The sequence below is a fragment of the Phenylobacterium sp. genome, assembly GCF_013911965.1.
Taxonomy (GTDB): Bacteria; Pseudomonadota; Alphaproteobacteria; order Caulobacterales; family Caulobacteraceae; genus Phenylobacterium.
In genome coordinates, this window is the sequence record NZ_JACESE010000025.1 from 1 (window position 1) to 13,352 (window position 13,352).

16 protein-coding genes and 1 tRNA gene are annotated in these 13,352 nt (G+C 68.8%); 7 read left to right on the top strand and 10 right to left on the bottom strand.

The features are described 5' to 3' along the window. Positions 1–12 precede the first annotated feature (12 nt). From H2041_RS17960 to H2041_RS17980, 5 genes are all read left to right on the top strand, one after another. Positions 13–89 (top strand) — tRNA-Met (locus H2041_RS17960). Between the two features lie 242 nt (positions 90–331). After that, on the top strand, positions 332–829 hold the full coding sequence (locus tag H2041_RS17965) for a hypothetical protein (protein WP_293415098.1): 498 nt from the start codon (positions 332–334) through the stop codon (positions 827–829). Between the two features lie 245 nt (positions 830–1,074). After that, on the top strand, positions 1,075–1,593 hold the full coding sequence (locus H2041_RS17970; protein ID WP_293415100.1) for an SMI1/KNR4 family protein: 519 nt from the start codon (positions 1,075–1,077) through the stop codon (positions 1,591–1,593). Positions 1,594–1,674: 81 nt separating this feature from the next. Beyond that, positions 1,675–2,634 carry an ABC transporter ATP-binding protein gene (locus tag H2041_RS17975; protein WP_293415145.1) on the top strand — a complete coding sequence of 320 codons (960 nt, stop codon included), beginning with the start codon at positions 1,675–1,677 and terminating at the stop codon, positions 2,632–2,634. Next, complete coding sequence (locus tag H2041_RS17980) at positions 2,631–3,392, top strand: ABC transporter permease (protein ID WP_293415102.1); 762 nt, start codon at positions 2,631–2,633, stop codon at positions 3,390–3,392. The genes H2041_RS17975 and H2041_RS17980 overlap by 4 nt, the downstream gene beginning before the upstream one ends. A 12-nt stretch (positions 3,393–3,404) precedes the next feature. Here the strand turns inward: H2041_RS17980 and H2041_RS17985 are convergent, their stop codons facing one another. The 5 genes from H2041_RS17985 to H2041_RS18005 form a co-directional block, all read right to left on the bottom strand. Then, positions 3,405–3,674, bottom strand: a complete 270-nt coding sequence (locus tag H2041_RS17985; protein ID WP_293415104.1) for an HPr family phosphocarrier protein — start codon at positions 3,672–3,674, stop codon at positions 3,405–3,407. Between the two features lie 2 nt (positions 3,675–3,676). After that, on the bottom strand, positions 3,677–4,081 hold the full coding sequence (locus H2041_RS17990; protein WP_293415106.1) for a PTS sugar transporter subunit IIA: 405 nt from the start codon (positions 4,079–4,081) through the stop codon (positions 3,677–3,679). Positions 4,082–4,163: 82 nt separating this feature from the next. After that, positions 4,164–4,577, bottom strand: a complete 414-nt coding sequence (locus tag H2041_RS17995; protein ID WP_293415108.1) for an HPr kinase/phosphorylase — start codon at positions 4,575–4,577, stop codon at positions 4,164–4,166. Further along, on the bottom strand, positions 4,574–6,190 hold the full coding sequence (locus H2041_RS18000) for a stimulus-sensing domain-containing protein (protein ID WP_293415110.1): 1,617 nt from the start codon (positions 6,188–6,190) through the stop codon (positions 4,574–4,576). The genes H2041_RS17995 and H2041_RS18000 overlap by 4 nt, the downstream gene beginning before the upstream one ends. Beyond that, a complete protein-coding gene (locus H2041_RS18005; protein WP_293415112.1) occupies positions 6,159–6,869 on the bottom strand; it encodes a response regulator transcription factor in 711 nt (236 codons plus the stop codon). The genes H2041_RS18000 and H2041_RS18005 overlap by 32 nt, the downstream gene beginning before the upstream one ends. A 185-nt stretch (positions 6,870–7,054) precedes the next feature. Between H2041_RS18005 and H2041_RS18010 the strand changes: the two genes are divergently transcribed. Further along, entirely contained in the window at positions 7,055–8,770 is a 1,716-nt protein-coding gene (locus H2041_RS18010; protein WP_293415114.1) for a hypothetical protein, read from the top strand. 33 nt (positions 8,771–8,803) lie between these two features. On the opposite strand, the gene pseC is transcribed toward H2041_RS18010, so the two are convergent. Both pseC and pseB read right to left on the bottom strand, forming a co-directional pair. Next, the gene (gene pseC, locus H2041_RS18015) at positions 8,804–9,964 is read right to left on the bottom strand and encodes a UDP-4-amino-4,6-dideoxy-N-acetyl-beta-L-altrosamine transaminase (protein WP_293415117.1); all 1,161 of its coding nucleotides are present in this window, start codon (positions 9,962–9,964) and stop codon (positions 8,804–8,806) included. Positions 9,965–9,966: 2 nt separating this feature from the next. Further along, positions 9,967–11,022: a UDP-N-acetylglucosamine 4,6-dehydratase (inverting) gene (gene pseB, locus H2041_RS18020; RefSeq protein WP_293415119.1), complete on the bottom strand. Its 1,056-nt coding sequence runs from the start codon at positions 11,020–11,022 to the stop codon at positions 9,967–9,969. A gap of 91 nt (positions 11,023–11,113) precedes the next feature. Between pseB and H2041_RS18025 the strand changes: the two genes are divergently transcribed. Further along, on the top strand, positions 11,114–11,533 hold the full coding sequence (locus tag H2041_RS18025; protein ID WP_293415121.1) for a hypothetical protein: 420 nt from the start codon (positions 11,114–11,116) through the stop codon (positions 11,531–11,533). Between the two features lie 7 nt (positions 11,534–11,540). Here the strand turns inward: H2041_RS18025 and H2041_RS18030 are convergent, their stop codons facing one another. From H2041_RS18030 to H2041_RS18040, 3 genes are read right to left on the bottom strand one after another with little or no spacing between them, the layout of a single operon-like run. After that, positions 11,541–12,317 (bottom strand): SDR family oxidoreductase, encoded by a 777-nt coding sequence (locus H2041_RS18030; protein ID WP_293415123.1) that lies wholly within the window; start codon positions 12,315–12,317, stop codon positions 11,541–11,543. Between the two features lie 35 nt (positions 12,318–12,352). Next, positions 12,353–12,667, bottom strand: coding sequence for a 4a-hydroxytetrahydrobiopterin dehydratase (locus H2041_RS18035; protein WP_293415124.1), 315 nt, complete (start codon positions 12,665–12,667; stop codon positions 12,353–12,355). Then, positions 12,664–13,326 (bottom strand): HAD-IA family hydrolase, encoded by a 663-nt coding sequence (locus H2041_RS18040; protein WP_293415125.1) that lies wholly within the window; start codon positions 13,324–13,326, stop codon positions 12,664–12,666. The genes H2041_RS18035 and H2041_RS18040 overlap by 4 nt, the downstream gene beginning before the upstream one ends. Between the last annotated feature and the right edge of the window lie 26 nt (positions 13,327–13,352).

Sequence of the window (13,352 nt, forward strand, 5' to 3'; positions counted from 1 at the left end):
ACATCACCCTGCCGCGGGGTGGAGCAGCCCGGTAGCTCGTCAGGCTCATAACCTGAAGGTCACAGGTTCAAATCCTGTCCCCGCACCCAAACACCACAAAACCCCCGCAGGCCCTCCACCGCGGGGGTTTTCTCGTTGGTGCACAGAACACCTAGGGTTCTGAATCGGCAAATGTTCTCACATTGTTCTTGCGCCGCCCGGAATATTTGAGAGCCTTTCTGCAAGTGTGACGCCTCGCCTTTCCGCGGCGCACACGCCCTCCCGATCAATCCGGCCACCAACCGCGCCGCGCTCGCGCGCGGAACGATGTCGGCCGCTCAGAGGTGCAGAGATGCCAAACACGCTGACTGATGTCGCCGAACTGCAGGGGACCGAACGCGACGCCTGGTACCGCCGAAGAGCCGAACAGGTGGACGCTGAACGTGGAGGCGCCGCTCGTCAGGCATCAATGCCGGCCGCCGCTCGTTACGGCCAACTCTCCGCGCCTCCGGCGGTCAACCTTGAGGATCTGCGTCGCCAGCAAGAGGCTTTCGCCGCCGAGCGTGAGCGCTTGGCGACGCGTGGTGCGGCCTGGGCGCTTCCGGCTCTCGCGCCCGTAGCGGTCGCATTGGCGTTGGAGGCGGCGGCGCTGACCTTGCCCCGTGTCGCCGGGACGAGAGCACCATTTGTTCTACCGAAGGTCGAGCCATGGCCGAAAGTAGGTTCGCCTCTTGGCCAGGGAGCAAAGAGTAGCCTCCGCAAGGACGCTCGGGCAATCATCGACAAGACGAACGGTACGCCAACTTCACGGCTTGGCGCTGATGTTCACCACAGCGATCCGCTTGAGTGAGCGCACATCAAGCTAAATGCTCCCCCAAACCGCCTGGCCAATCTTAAGGTCCTCGACAAAGACGCGCACAACATTGCGACCCAGGCTTGGGCAGAGTTCAAACGATCTCTGGGAGGCCGGGAGCCCACCCCGGCCGAAGTGATGAAGGCCAAGCTTAGGATCGATAAGATGGTGGACGCCTACGTTCGGCGGAACGGTGTGTCCCGGCCGGGGCCTCGCCCCACAGGAGGCGGTTCAAAATGATCGTGTCGTTCGAAGAGGCGCTCGAGCAACTCAAGGCCGTTGACGTCGAATTCAAGCCGCACGCCGACCCCGTGGGGGCGTTCGCCCATGTAGGTGAGTTGCTGGGCCGGACGCCGCCGCCGGCGTTGCTGGAGTTCTACCGCGCGGGGATCGTTCGGATCGAGGACTTCCGGGCCTTCGTGCCGCGCTGGAACGCCTATCGCGGTTGGCGGCCTGAGGATGACTTCATGGCTTCACTACTGTGCGCCGATGCGGTCCCGCTCTTCAGCGATGGATGCGGCAGCGTCTACGGGCTCGATGTCACGCCCGGCGTGGAAGAGCCGGCGGTCTACTTCTTCGATCACGAGACCCGGCCGCCGGCGCCGGACTGGGCGGCGGGATCCTCGCTCGCCCGCTTCCTTCCACTGCTGGCGCAGGCCGACCGGGCTTTGGACGAGCGGTGGCCGGCCAGGTGGGAGCTCGCCATCGATCCGGATCTTGAGCGCTGCCCGAGGGCGCCGGCGATCTGGGACGCCGGTTGAGCGCTGGTTGAGTCCTCCAGGGCCCACAATTTTCGCGGCGAGCTTCACCGGCCCCTGGTTTCCGTGGCGTCGGGCGCCCATCTGGGACGGACGTTTCGAGCGTCCGGGGGAGAAGCGTTGAGTTCCATCATTTCGGTGCGTGGCCTGACCAAGGCCTATGCGGGCGGATTCCAGGCGCTGAAGGGCGTCGACCTGGAGATCCGCCAGGGCGAGATCTTCGCCCTGCTCGGCCCCAACGGGGCGGGCAAGACGACGCTGATCTCGATCATCTGCGGCATCGTCAATCCGACCTCGGGCGAGGTCACGGCCGACGGCCACGACATCGTCAGGGACTTCCGCGCCGCCCGCTCGGCCATCGGCCTGGTGCCGCAGGAGCTGAACACCGACGCCTTCGAGACGGTGTGGGACACGGTGAAGTTCAGCCGCGGCCTGTTCGGCAAGGGGCCCAACCCCGCCTATCTGGAGAAGGTGCTCCGCGACCTGTCCCTGTGGGACAAGAAGGACTCCAAGATCATGGCGCTGTCGGGCGGCATGAAGCGCCGGGTGATGATCGCCAAGGCCCTGTCGCACGAGCCCAAGATCCTCTTTCTCGACGAGCCCACCGCCGGCGTCGACGTCGAGCTGCGCCGCGACATGTGGGAGATGGTCCGCAAGCTGCGCGAAAGCGGCGTCACCATCATTCTGACCACCCACTATATCGAGGAGGCCGAGGAGATGGCCGACCGGGTGGGCGTCATCCGCAAGGGCGAGATCATCCTGGTGGAGGACAAGGCCGTCCTCATGCGCAAGCTCGGCGAACGGCGCCTGACCCTGCAGCTGCAGAGCCCGCTGGCCGCCGTCCCGCCGGAGCTGGCCGACGCGCCGCTGGAGCTCGCCGACGAGGGCCGTGCGCTCGTCTACACCTTCGACGCCCAGGCCGAGGACACCGGCATCGCCGACCTGCTGCGCCGGCTCGACCGGCTCGGTGTGGACTACAAGGACCTGCAGACGCGGCAGAGTTCGCTCGAGGACATCTTCGTCAGCCTGGTGAGCGCCCAATGAACCTGCACGCGATCAAGGCCATCTACGTCTTTGAGATGGCGCGGACCTTCCGCACCCTCATGCAGTCGATCGCCTCGCCGGTGATCTCGACCTCGCTCTATTTCGTGGTGTTCGGCTCGGCCATCGGCTCGCGCATGGTGGAGATCGACGGCATCAGCTACGGCGCCTTCATCATCCCCGGCCTGATCATGCTCTCCCTGCTGACGGAGAGCATCTCCAACGCCTCCTTCGGCATCTACATGCCGCGCTTCTCCGGGACCATCTACGAGGTGCTCTCGGCGCCCATCTCGGTGGCCGAGATCGTCGCCGGCTATGTGGGGGCGGCGGCGTCGAAGTCGATCATCCTGGGGACCATCATCCTGCTGACGGCGCGGCTCTTCGTGCCGTACGAGATCGAGCACCCGTTGGTCATGGCCGGATTCTTGGTGCTGACGGCGGTGACCTTCAGTCTGTTCGGCTTCCTGATCGGCATCTGGGCCGACGGCTGGGAGAAGCTGCAGATCGTGCCGATGCTGATCGTCACCCCGCTCACCTTCCTGGGCGGCAGCTTCTATTCGATCAGCATGCTGCCGGAGGTCTGGCAGAAGATCACCCTGTTCAACCCCGTCGTCTATCTGGTGTCCGGCTTCCGCTGGAGCTTCTACGGGGTGTCGGACGTGAACATCGGGGTCAGCCTGGCCATGACCTGCGCCTTCATGGCCGCCTGCCTGGCCGCCATCGTCTGGGTGTTCAAGACGGGCTACCGCCTCAAGGCCTGAGGCCGGACGCGCCTACTCGTCCTCGTCGAAGCGGGCGGCGACCAGGGCGCAGAGCGCCTCGGTCGCGGCTTCCGCGTCGGGCCCTTCGGCGGTGATCTCGATCTCGCTGCCGGGTCCGGCGGCCAGCATCATCAGGCCCATGATGGAGCGGGCGTCGACGCTCTGGCCGTCCTTGGCCACCTGGACTTCGGCGTCGAAGGCGGCGGCCAGCTTGACGAACTTGGCCGAGGCCCGCGCATGCAGGCCCCGCTTGTTGACGATCTCGACGACGCGTCGCGCCATGCCTACTTGTCGCCCGCCAGGACGTAGGACGCCACGGAGATGTACTTCCGCCCCGCCTCCTGGGCGGCGGCGACGCAGTCCTCCAGGCCGCAGCGGGTGCGCACGCTGGCCAGCTTGATCAGCATGGGCAGGTTCAGCCCGGCGATCACCTCGGCGCGGGTCTGCTCCATCACCGAGATGGCCAGGTTCGAGGGCGTGCCGCCGAACATGTCGGTCAGAAGAATGACCCCGCCTCCGGAGTCGGCGCGCGCGCAGGCGGCCAGGATGTCCTGCCGCCGCCGCTCCATGTCGTCGTCCGGTCCGATGCAGATGGCCTCGACCGCGCCCTGCGGCCCCACCACATGCTCCATCGCCGACACGAACTCAGCGGCCAAGCGCCCGTGCGTGACGATCACGAGCCCGATCATGCCCACGCTCTCAATGAGGATCCCCTGCTGGCCTCGGCAAGACGCGGGCCATAGGCCGCTTGTGATACGCGCCTTCCGCCCCTCATCCAAGATGGTCCAGGGCGTGACTCAGTTTCACAGGCGCCGAGCTTTCAAGTCCCGCGAGCGTCAGGACGGGCAGCTCTACCCCTAGATGCTTCACAGTTTCGCGATCCGGCAGGCGCTCGGCCTCTCCCAGCCGCACGACGAGGCCGATGGCGGCGAGGGGAAGGGCGGGAACGGGGCGAACGCCGAGCCCGCGAATCTCCATCAGGCCCGAAAGCGTGTCGGGCGCCCGGCCGAAGAGCCGGCCGTCCGAGGACCAGACGAGCACCCGGTCGTCGGCGACGAGCCGGAATCCCAGATCGAGACACCGTAGGGCCAGGTCGCTCTTGCCCGCGCCGGACCTCCCCTCGATGAGGACGCCCCGCCAGCCCTGGGGGCCGCGACGGGCGATCAGGCCGGCGTGCAGGATCAACGCCGGGCCTCGGGCAGGGTGACCACGAAGCGGGCGCCAGCGACGTCCCCCTCGGTCTCGCCCGGCCGGTTCTCGGCCCGTACGTGGCCGTCATGGGCCTGGACGATCTGGCGGACGATGGACAGACCAAGGCCGGAATTGCCGCCGAACGCCGCGCCCTTGGGGCGCGAGGTGTAGAAGCGCTGGAAGATGGTCTCCAGGTTCTCCGTCGGCACGCCTGGGCCGTCGTCGTCGACGATCACCTTCACCTGCCCCCGCGCCCGCTCCAGGCTGAGCCGCACCTCGCCGTCGGGCGCGCTGAAAGAGCGCGCATTGTCGATCAGGTTGCGAAGGACCTGACCCAGCGCCCCCTCCTGGCCGGAGACGAGCATCGGCTCGCCCATCTCGGGCGCCTGCAGGACCACGCGCGGTTCGCCGGGCCGGACGGTGGCCTGGTAGAGCGCCACGACGTCGGAGGCGAGGCGGCGCAGATCGACCGGCGTCGGGGCTTGGCGCGACAGTTCGGCGTCCAGCCGCGAGGCGTTGGAGATGTCCGTCACCAGCCGGTCCAGGCGCTGGACGTCGTTCTGCAGGACGGCCATCAGGCGTTCGCGCGCCGCCGGGTCCTGCACGAGGCCCAGCGTCTCCACGGCTGACCGCAGAGAGGTGAGGGGATTGCGGATTTCGTGCGCCACGTCGGCGGCGAAGCGCTCGATGGCGTCGATCCGCTCGGACAGGGCGTGGGTCATGTCCTCCAGGGAGCGCGACAGGTCGCCGAGCTCGTCGTCGCGCCGGGAGATGTCGGGCAGGGAGATCGCCCGCGCCCGGGCCAGCCGCACGCGGTCGGCCGCCCGCGCCAGCCGGCGCACCGGATGGGCGATCAGCCGGTTGAGCAGGAAGGAGGAGATCAGCGAGACGCTGATGGCGATCAGGATGAAGGGCAGCAGCGCCGCGCGTTCGGCGGCGATGATCTCGTCGACGTCGCGCGCCTCCAGGGTCAGCACGCCGAGCACCGCCTTCACATGCTGGATCGGGATGGAGACGGAGACGACCCGCTCCCCGTCGGCGCCCAGGCGCAGGCCCGCCCAGTGCACGCCGCGCAGGGCGGTCGCCACCTCGGCCTGCAGGGCGGCCTGGGCCTTGGCGGCCACCTCGCCCTCGCTCGGCTCGCCCTCCGGACCGGTGAGACTCAGGTCCAGGCCCGATCCGTCGTCCCGCGACCGGGCCGGCGGCAGGGTCCGCCACTCCACGCGATCGGCGATCCAGTAGGAGTCGGCGACGAGCCGCCCCTCGGCGTCGAACAGCCGCGCGCGCTGCGAGCGCGGGTTCGACAGCAGCTGCAGGATCTCGGACGCATAGGCGGCGTCCATCATCGGCTCGGGTTCGCCCACGGTGGCGGCCTGGTCGATGATGGTGGCGATCAGTTCGCCCTGGGTCGTCAGGCTGTCGATGCGCGCATTGACCAGCCCCCGGCGCAGCTCGTTCAGCACGAGCGCCCCGGCGATGAGGATCGCCAGGCCGAACAGGTTGAGGACGATGATCAGCCGGCCCAGCCGGGAGCCCGGCAGCCAGCGCAGCCCCCCCGCCCGCGGACGGCGGCGGTCAGGACTCGCGGTAGCGGTATCCGACGCCATAGAGGGTTTCGATCGCGTCGAACTCCGGGTCGACCTCGCGGAATTTCTTGCGCATGCGCTTGATGTGGCTGTCGATCGTGCGGTCGTCCACATAGACCTGATCGTCGTAGGCCGCATCCATCAGATTGTCCCGGCTCTTCACGAAGCCGGGGCGCTGGGCGAGCGACTGCAACAGCAGGAATTCGGTGACCGTCAGCTTCACCGGCTTTCCGTCCCACAGGCAGTCGTGCCGGGCGGGGTCCAGGGTCAGCTTGCCGCGCTGGAGCGGACGGCTGTCGCCTTCGGCCGCCGCCGCGGCCGGCGGCTCGGCCCCGTCGGCGCCGGCGCGGCGCAGGACGGCCTTCACCCGTTCGAGCAGCAGGCGCTGACTGAACGGCTTGTGGATGTAGTCGTCGGCGCCGAGGTTGAAGCCGAGGATCTCGTCGATCTCGTCGTCCTTGGAGGTCAGGATGATCACGGGCAGGTCGCTGGTGCGGCGCAGCCGGCGCAGGACCTCCATGCCGTCCATGCGGGGCATCTTCACGTCGAGGATGGCCAGCTCCGGCGGATCATTCTCCAGCGCCGCCAAGCCCGCAGCGCCGTCATAATAGGCTTTCACGGCATGGCCGTGGCTCTCGAGGGCGAGGCTGACCGAGGTGACGATGTTCTCGTCGTCATCGACCAGGGTGATCTTGGCCATGTTGGTGCGAGACTCCTCAAGTTCTCGGCTAGGTGTTCGCAAGCTAGTGGTTTGGGCTGATGGCCTCAATGTGGCGGCTTCAGCCCGAAGAAGGTTAAATCCCCGTCAGAATAAGGCGTTCCGAAACGGTCATCGGACCTTAAGTTTCTTGCCCCAGGCTCTGACAGGTCCTGGGGGACGGCCGAATGGAACGCTCGCAAGTGCATTACGAGGTTTTCGTCAAGAAGACGCCGGCCGCCGGCTGGACGCTGGAGATGGCGACGGAGAGTCGCGTCCAGGCGATCGCCGTCGCCGAGGAGCTGATCGCCGAACGGCGCGTCGCCTCCGCCCGCGTCACCAAGGAGACGATGGACCTGGAAACGCGCGAGTTCCAGACGGTCACGATCCAGTCCTTCGGCCTCCCCGACAACATCAAGACCAAGAAGGCGCCCGAGCGGAACGATCCGCTCTGCGTGACGCCGCAGGACCTCTACACTGTTCACGCGCGGGAGCGGATCGGCCGTCTGCTGGACGGCTGGCTGGCGCGCAACAAGGCCACTCCCTTCGAACTGCTGCACCGCGCCGACCTGGTCGAGAAGCTCGAGGCTTCCGGCGTCGAACTGCAGCACGCGATCCAGAAGATCGCCGTGCCTGAGGCGCAGGCCCGTGGCCTCACCGTCCACGAGATCATGCGCACCTTCCAGGGACTGGTGGAGCGCGCCATCGAGCGGCTGCTGGGCGACGCCCGCCGGGGCGGGCTGCCCGACGTCGACAAGGAGGGCTTCGCTGCGGCGGCCGAGCGGGTGTCGCATCAGCCCGATCGCGCCTATCTGCTCGGCGCAGGGGTGGCGGCGTCCATCGCGCCGGCCCGCGACTGGACGGACAAGGTCTCCCGCCTGCTGGATTTGGCCGACGCCGCGCCCCTGGCCGGGCCGCCGCGGGGCCTCGCCCTGCAGACCATCGAACAGCCGCTGGCCGAGATCCTCGGCTCGGCCGCCGGTCTCGAAGGCTTGATCGGCCGCGATCTGGACCTGGGCGTCCGTCTGGCGGCGATGACGCGGCTGGCGGCGAGCACGGCCGTCGAGGCGCTGATCCGGGTCGAGCCGTCGGTGGCCAAGATCATGCCGGAGCTCTCGGAGCCCGCCATGCGGCTGGGCCGCTGGCTCGCCACCGAGGACTTCCGCGCCGTGCGCAGCGCCATCGCCCGACGGGTCATGAAGGAACTGAACGGTCCGCGGCGTCTGAAGCCCGGCGACGCCGACGGCGAGATCGACCTGCTGCGCGGCCTGGCCATGGCCTTGACGGCCGCCTCGGCCGGGGACCTGGTGTCGCCCGACGATGTCCAGGCGGCCTTCGCCAACCGCTCGAAGATGCTGGTGACCGGCGATTTCGTCGAAGCCTATCTCGGCAAGGGGCGCACCGCCGTCGAAGAGGCCGAAGCCCTCGTCTGGCTGGTGGAGAACGTGATCGGCGGGGCCAACAAGCGCCAGGCGGCCCGTTGGCTGTCGGCGGTCGTCGGCTCCCTGCAGTTCGAAAAGGACGCCCGGAGCGACAGCGTCTCGGCCGCCCACCGGCTGCTGGCGCTCGCCAAGCTGCACCGGGCGGTGGCGCGCGGCGGCCTGGCGGTCGAGGACTACAAGCCGATCCAGCTGAAGATTGGCGACATCGGCGGGCTCGTGGAGGCTGACGCAAAGGTGGCCCAGGGCCTCGCCCGGGCCAACGCCTCGCCGGCGCACAAGCTCACCCTGCTTCTGAAACTGGCCTGCGGCGAGGCTGCGCCTCCAGGGCCAGCCGCCGACCGCGCCCGCATCGAGGCGCTGAAGCTCGTCCGCATGGACGAGACCCGCGCCGAACTGGCCCGCTCCCCCGAACGGATGGCCGAGGTCCGCGACCTGATCCAGGCGGCGGGGCTGGCCGCCTAGGGCCGACCGCGGTGCGCCCCCGCCGGCCGGGGCCTAGAGTCCCAGGGCCTCTGTGAGCGCCTCGACCACGCGGTCGACATCGCCGTCCGTCATCGCCGGATAGAGGGGCAGGCTGAGCGCGCGAGCGTACCAGGCCTCGGCGCCCGGCAGGCGGAGCTCGCCGTAGCGTTCGCGATAATAGGGCTGGGTGTGGACCGGGATGTAGTGAACCTGGGAGCCGACGCCCCGCCGGCGCAGGGCCTCGACCACCTCGTCCCGGGCCCGGCCAAGGCCTTCGAAATCGATCAGCACGGTCATCAGATGCAGGACCGCCGCCGAACCCTCCGGCGAGGCGGCGGGGCGGACATGCGGCGCAAGAGGGGCGAGGCTCGCCAGATACCGCTCCGCCAGCGCCCGCCGCCCGGCCGCGAACCGCGGCAGCTTGCGAAGCTGCGAAAGGCCGAGCGCGCAGAGGATGTCGGGCAGGCGATAGTTGAAGCCCGGCTCGGCCATCTCATACCACCAGGGCGCCGCCCCGGCCGGCCGGACCATGCCGTGGCTGCGCGCCAGGCGGAGGCGCCGGGCGAGGTCCGGATCGTTGGTCGCCACCATGCCGCCTTCGCCGGTGGCGATGGTCTTCACGGGGTGGAACGAGAAGGCCGCCGCCGCCGACCAGCGGCCGTCGCCCACGCGGCCGTCGCCCGCCGCGAACCGTCGCTCCGAACCCAGCGCATGGCAGGCGTCCTCCACCACCACCGCCCCGGCGTCGCGGGCCAGGGCGGCGATCTCCGGCAGGTCGCAGACCTCGCCGCGCAGGTGGACCGGCAGGATCGCGCGCACCGGCCGGTCGGCGCGCGCCAGGGCCTCGGCGAGGGTCTGGGGCGTCATCAGGCCGGTGGCCGGGTCGACGTCGGCGAAGACCACCTCGGCGCCGACATAGCGGGCGCAGTTCGCCGTCGCCAGGAAGGTGACCGACGGCGCGACGCAGGCCTCGCCCGGCCCGATCCCCAGGGCCAGCATGGTCATGTGAAGGGCCGCCGTCCCGTTGATGCAGGCGACCGCGTGCTGCGCCCCCACGGCGTCCGCGAAGGCGGCCTCGAAGGCCTCGACCCGCGGGCCGGTGGTCAGGAAGTCGTCGCGCAGGGCGTCGGCCACCGCGGCGATGTCGTCCTCCTCGATGGTCTGGCGGCCATAGGGCAGGAACGGCTCGCTCATGGTCAGTCGGTGGCCCGGCGGCGGCGTTGCGGCAGGCCGTCGTTCAGCAGGTCGAGCAGCGGCTTGCCGGTCAGCCATTCGTCATTGGTGTCGCTGGCGTAGGAGAAGTCCTCGGCCACGCTCGGATGGGCCGCGGCGAAGGGCTCGCGACGATACTCCACGAAGGCCGGCTCGATGGCGTAGCGGTCGCCGAGATCGACCGTGGAGCGCGCGTCGTCGGCCGAGATCATCATCTCGTGCAGCTTCTCCCCCGGCCGGATGCCGATCACCTTGTGCGGCAGGTGGGGCGCCAGGGCCGCGGCCAGATCGGTGATCCTGGCCGAGGGGATCTTGGGCACGAAGATCTCGCCGCCGCGCATCATCTCCAGCGAGGAGAGCACGAAGTCGACGCCCTGGTTCAGGGTGATCAGGAAGCGCGTCATGCGCGGGTCGGTGATCGGCAGCTCGCCGGCGCCGCGGGCGATCAGCCGCTGGAAGAGCGGCGCCACCGAACCGCGCGAACCGGCCACATTGCCGTAGCGGACCACCGAGAACCGGGTCCCGATGTCCCCGGCCAGGTTGTTGGCCGCCACGAAGGTCTTGTCGGAGGCGAGCTTGGTCGCCCCGTAGAGGTTCACCGGATTGCACGCCTTGTCGGTGGAGAGCGCCACCACCTGCTTCACGCGGTTGGTGAGACAGGCCCAGACGACGTTCTCCGCCCCCAGCACATTGGTGTGGATGCACTCCGAGGGATTGTACTCCGCCGCCGGCACCTGCTTCAGGGCCGCGGCGTGGATCACGATGTCGACGCCGCGCAGGGCGAGGGTAAGGCGTTCGCGGTCCCGGACATCGCCCAGGAAGAAGCGCATCCTCGACATGACCTCCGGCGCGAACCGCTCGGCCAGGTCGATCTGCATCTCGTGCTGCTTCAGCTCGTCGCGACTGTAGACGATGAGCTTCCGCGGTCGCGCGCGGCTGAGCACCGAGTCGATGAAGCGCCGGCCGAAGGAGCCGGTGCCGCCGGTGACCAGGATGACCTTGTCGTCGAGATCGAGGTTGCGCGGTGCGAAGCGGGCCAAGTCGGCCTCCGACCAGTTGCGAATCTTGGTCGCAGTCTTCGCCGCGCCGCGTAAAGAGACCGCTAACCATAAGTGCGGCACACCGCCACGTATGGATGCCGACCTGCGCCTTCGCCGCCGCCTTCTGATGGGCCTGCTGGCCGCGTTCGCCGCCACCCCGGCGCTCGCCGCCGGCGGGGCGGAAAAGGACAAGAAGAAGGGCGGGGGCCTCTCCTTCATCCAGCTCGCCACCCTGACGGCGACGGTGGCCGGTCCGCGCGGCCGGCGCGCCGTCATGACCGTGGAGGCGGGCGTCGACGTGAAGGACGAGAAGCTGCGCGAACTGGCCGACCTTTCGCAGCCCCGGCTGCGTGCGGCCTTCACCCAGACGCTGCAGATCTATGCCTCGGGCCTCGGACCCGGCGATCTGCCCGACGCCGACTACATCGCCCGCGTCCTCCAGCGCGACACCGACCGGGTGCTGGGAAAGCCGGGCGCCAAGCTGCTGCTCGGCACCATCCTCATCAACTGACGGCGCCTCACATGGCCGAGATGCCACCGTCCAGCTTCAGTTCGGCGGCGGTCATGAAGCGGCTCTCGTCGGAGGCCAGGTAGAGGACCGCGTTGGCGATGTCCGCCGGCGTGCCGATGCGCCCCAGCGGCACCTGCCGGGCGAGCTTGGCCTCGGCCTCCTCCTTGCCGAAGCGCTGGCGCAGCGGATCGAGGATGGGCGTGTCGATGAAGGTCGGGTGGATGGAGTTCGACCGGATGTCGAGCCCCTGCTTGGCGCAGTGCAGGCCGATCCCCTTCGAGAGCAGCCAGACGGCCGCCTTCGAGGCGTTGTAGGACGGACTGTTGTGGGCCGCGATCAGGCCGGCGATGGACGAGACGTTGATGATCGAGCCCGGCTGGTTCCTGCGCATGTATTTCAGCGCGTGCTTGGTTCCCAGGAAGACGGAGTCGACATTGACCTCCATCACCAGCTTCCAGTCCTCGTAGCTGAGCGACTCGATGTCGCCGCCGCGGCTGATGCCGGCGTTGTTGACCAGGACCGAAATGCCGCCCATGGCCGCATCGGCCTCCTCGAGCGCATAGATCCACTGGTCTTCCTTGGTCACGTCCAGCGGAAAGGCGAAGGCCGTGCCGTCGCCATGGTCGGCGTTGATCGCCTCGGCCACGCCTTGCGCGCCGGCCAGATTGATGTCGGCCAGGGTGACCTTGGCGCCCTCCTCGGCCAGGCGCCGCGCCATGGCCGCGCCCAGGCCCTGCGCCGCGCCGGTGATGAAGGCCTTCTTGCCTGCGACCCGTCCGTTCATTGCTCTTCCTCCCGCTGGGCCTTGGCGCCCTGTCGTCAACCCTGGCCGGCGGTTCCGGCCGCCGTCGCCGCCTCGTCCATGAACCGGGCCATCTTCAGATCGAGCTCGGTCACGCCGTCGGCGTCGTGGGTGGTCAGTGTCACCTCCACCCGATTGTAGACGTTGAACCACTCCGGATGGTGGTCCAGCTTTTCGGCCAGCAGGGCCGCGCGGGCCATGAAGCCGAAGGCGGCGTTGAAGTCGGCGAAGCGGAAGGTGCGCACGATCGCCTCGCGCTCCCCCTCGGCCTTCGACCAGGCCGGCAGCTGCGCCAGCGCCGCCTCGATCCCGATGCGCTGGGGCCGGCTCATTGGGCGACCTCCGTGGCGGGGAAGGCGAGGCCCGTGGCCTCGGCCAGTTCGGCCAGCGTCTGATCCACGTCCACCACCTTGATGGCCCGCATGCCCAGCTGGGCCGCCGGCTTGCAGTTCACCCCCAGGTCGTCGAGGTAGACGCAGGCGGCGGCTTCGACCGAGAGCGCTTCGCACATCATCTGGTAGATGCGCGGATCGGGCTTGCGCACGCCGGCCTTGGAGCTTTCGATCACGTGGTCGAACAGGGGCATGATCTCGCCCATGGCTCCGCGGGGCCGCTGCGGCGCATCCGAGCCCGGGCTGTGATGGGTGACCATGTTGTTGGTGATGCAGCCCACCTTGAAGTGCTGCTTGCACAGCTTCAGCGCCTCGACCATGCGCGGCCGCACCATGCCCGAGATCAGCGGCAGGACGTCGGCGCCGCGGATGGGATGGCCGAGGGCGGTGGATTCCTTGAGGAACAGCTCATCGAAGCCCTGGGTGTCGATCTCGTTGCGCTCGAACAGGGCCCAGGCGTTGGTGTCCGGATTGGTCGCATTGACCTTGCGGATGTGGTCCCTGGGCGCGCCGACCTCGATCTCGTAGCGGTTGAACGCCTCGAAGGGCGAGGTGGTGAAGACCCCGCCGAAGTCCCAGATCACCGCTTCGACCGCCATCGCAACCTTCCTTCAAACGCCTGTTT

Excerpts from the sequence above, each read along its gene's own strand:
- H2041_RS17965 (WP_293415098.1), top strand. The coding sequence starts at position 332 with ATGCCAAACACGCTGACTGATGTCGCCGAACTGCAGGGGACCGAACGC.
- H2041_RS18005 (WP_293415112.1), bottom strand. The coding sequence starts at position 6,869 with ATGGCCAAGATCACCCTGGTCGATGACGACGAGAACATCGTCACCTCG.
- H2041_RS18025 (WP_293415121.1), top strand. The coding sequence starts at position 11,114 with ATGGATGCCGACCTGCGCCTTCGCCGCCGCCTTCTGATGGGCCTGCTG.
- H2041_RS18000 (WP_293415110.1), bottom strand. The coding sequence starts at position 6,190 with ATGGCGTCGGATACCGCTACCGCGAGTCCTGACCGCCGCCGTCCGCGG.
- H2041_RS17985 (WP_293415104.1), bottom strand. The coding sequence starts at position 3,674 with ATGGCGCGACGCGTCGTCGAGATCGTCAACAAGCGGGGCCTGCATGCG.
- H2041_RS17990 (WP_293415106.1), bottom strand. The coding sequence starts at position 4,081 with ATGATCGGGCTCGTGATCGTCACGCACGGGCGCTTGGCCGCTGAGTTC.
- H2041_RS17980 (WP_293415102.1), top strand. The coding sequence starts at position 2,631 with ATGAACCTGCACGCGATCAAGGCCATCTACGTCTTTGAGATGGCGCGG.
- H2041_RS18035 (WP_293415124.1), bottom strand. The coding sequence starts at position 12,667 with ATGAGCCGGCCCCAGCGCATCGGGATCGAGGCGGCGCTGGCGCAGCTG.
- H2041_RS18030 (WP_293415123.1), bottom strand. The coding sequence starts at position 12,317 with ATGAACGGACGGGTCGCAGGCAAGAAGGCCTTCATCACCGGCGCGGCG.
- H2041_RS18010 (WP_293415114.1), top strand. The coding sequence starts at position 7,055 with ATGGAACGCTCGCAAGTGCATTACGAGGTTTTCGTCAAGAAGACGCCG.
- H2041_RS18040 (WP_293415125.1), bottom strand. The coding sequence starts at position 13,326 with ATGGCGGTCGAAGCGGTGATCTGGGACTTCGGCGGGGTCTTCACCACC.
- pseC (WP_293415117.1), bottom strand. The coding sequence starts at position 9,964 with ATGAGCGAGCCGTTCCTGCCCTATGGCCGCCAGACCATCGAGGAGGAC.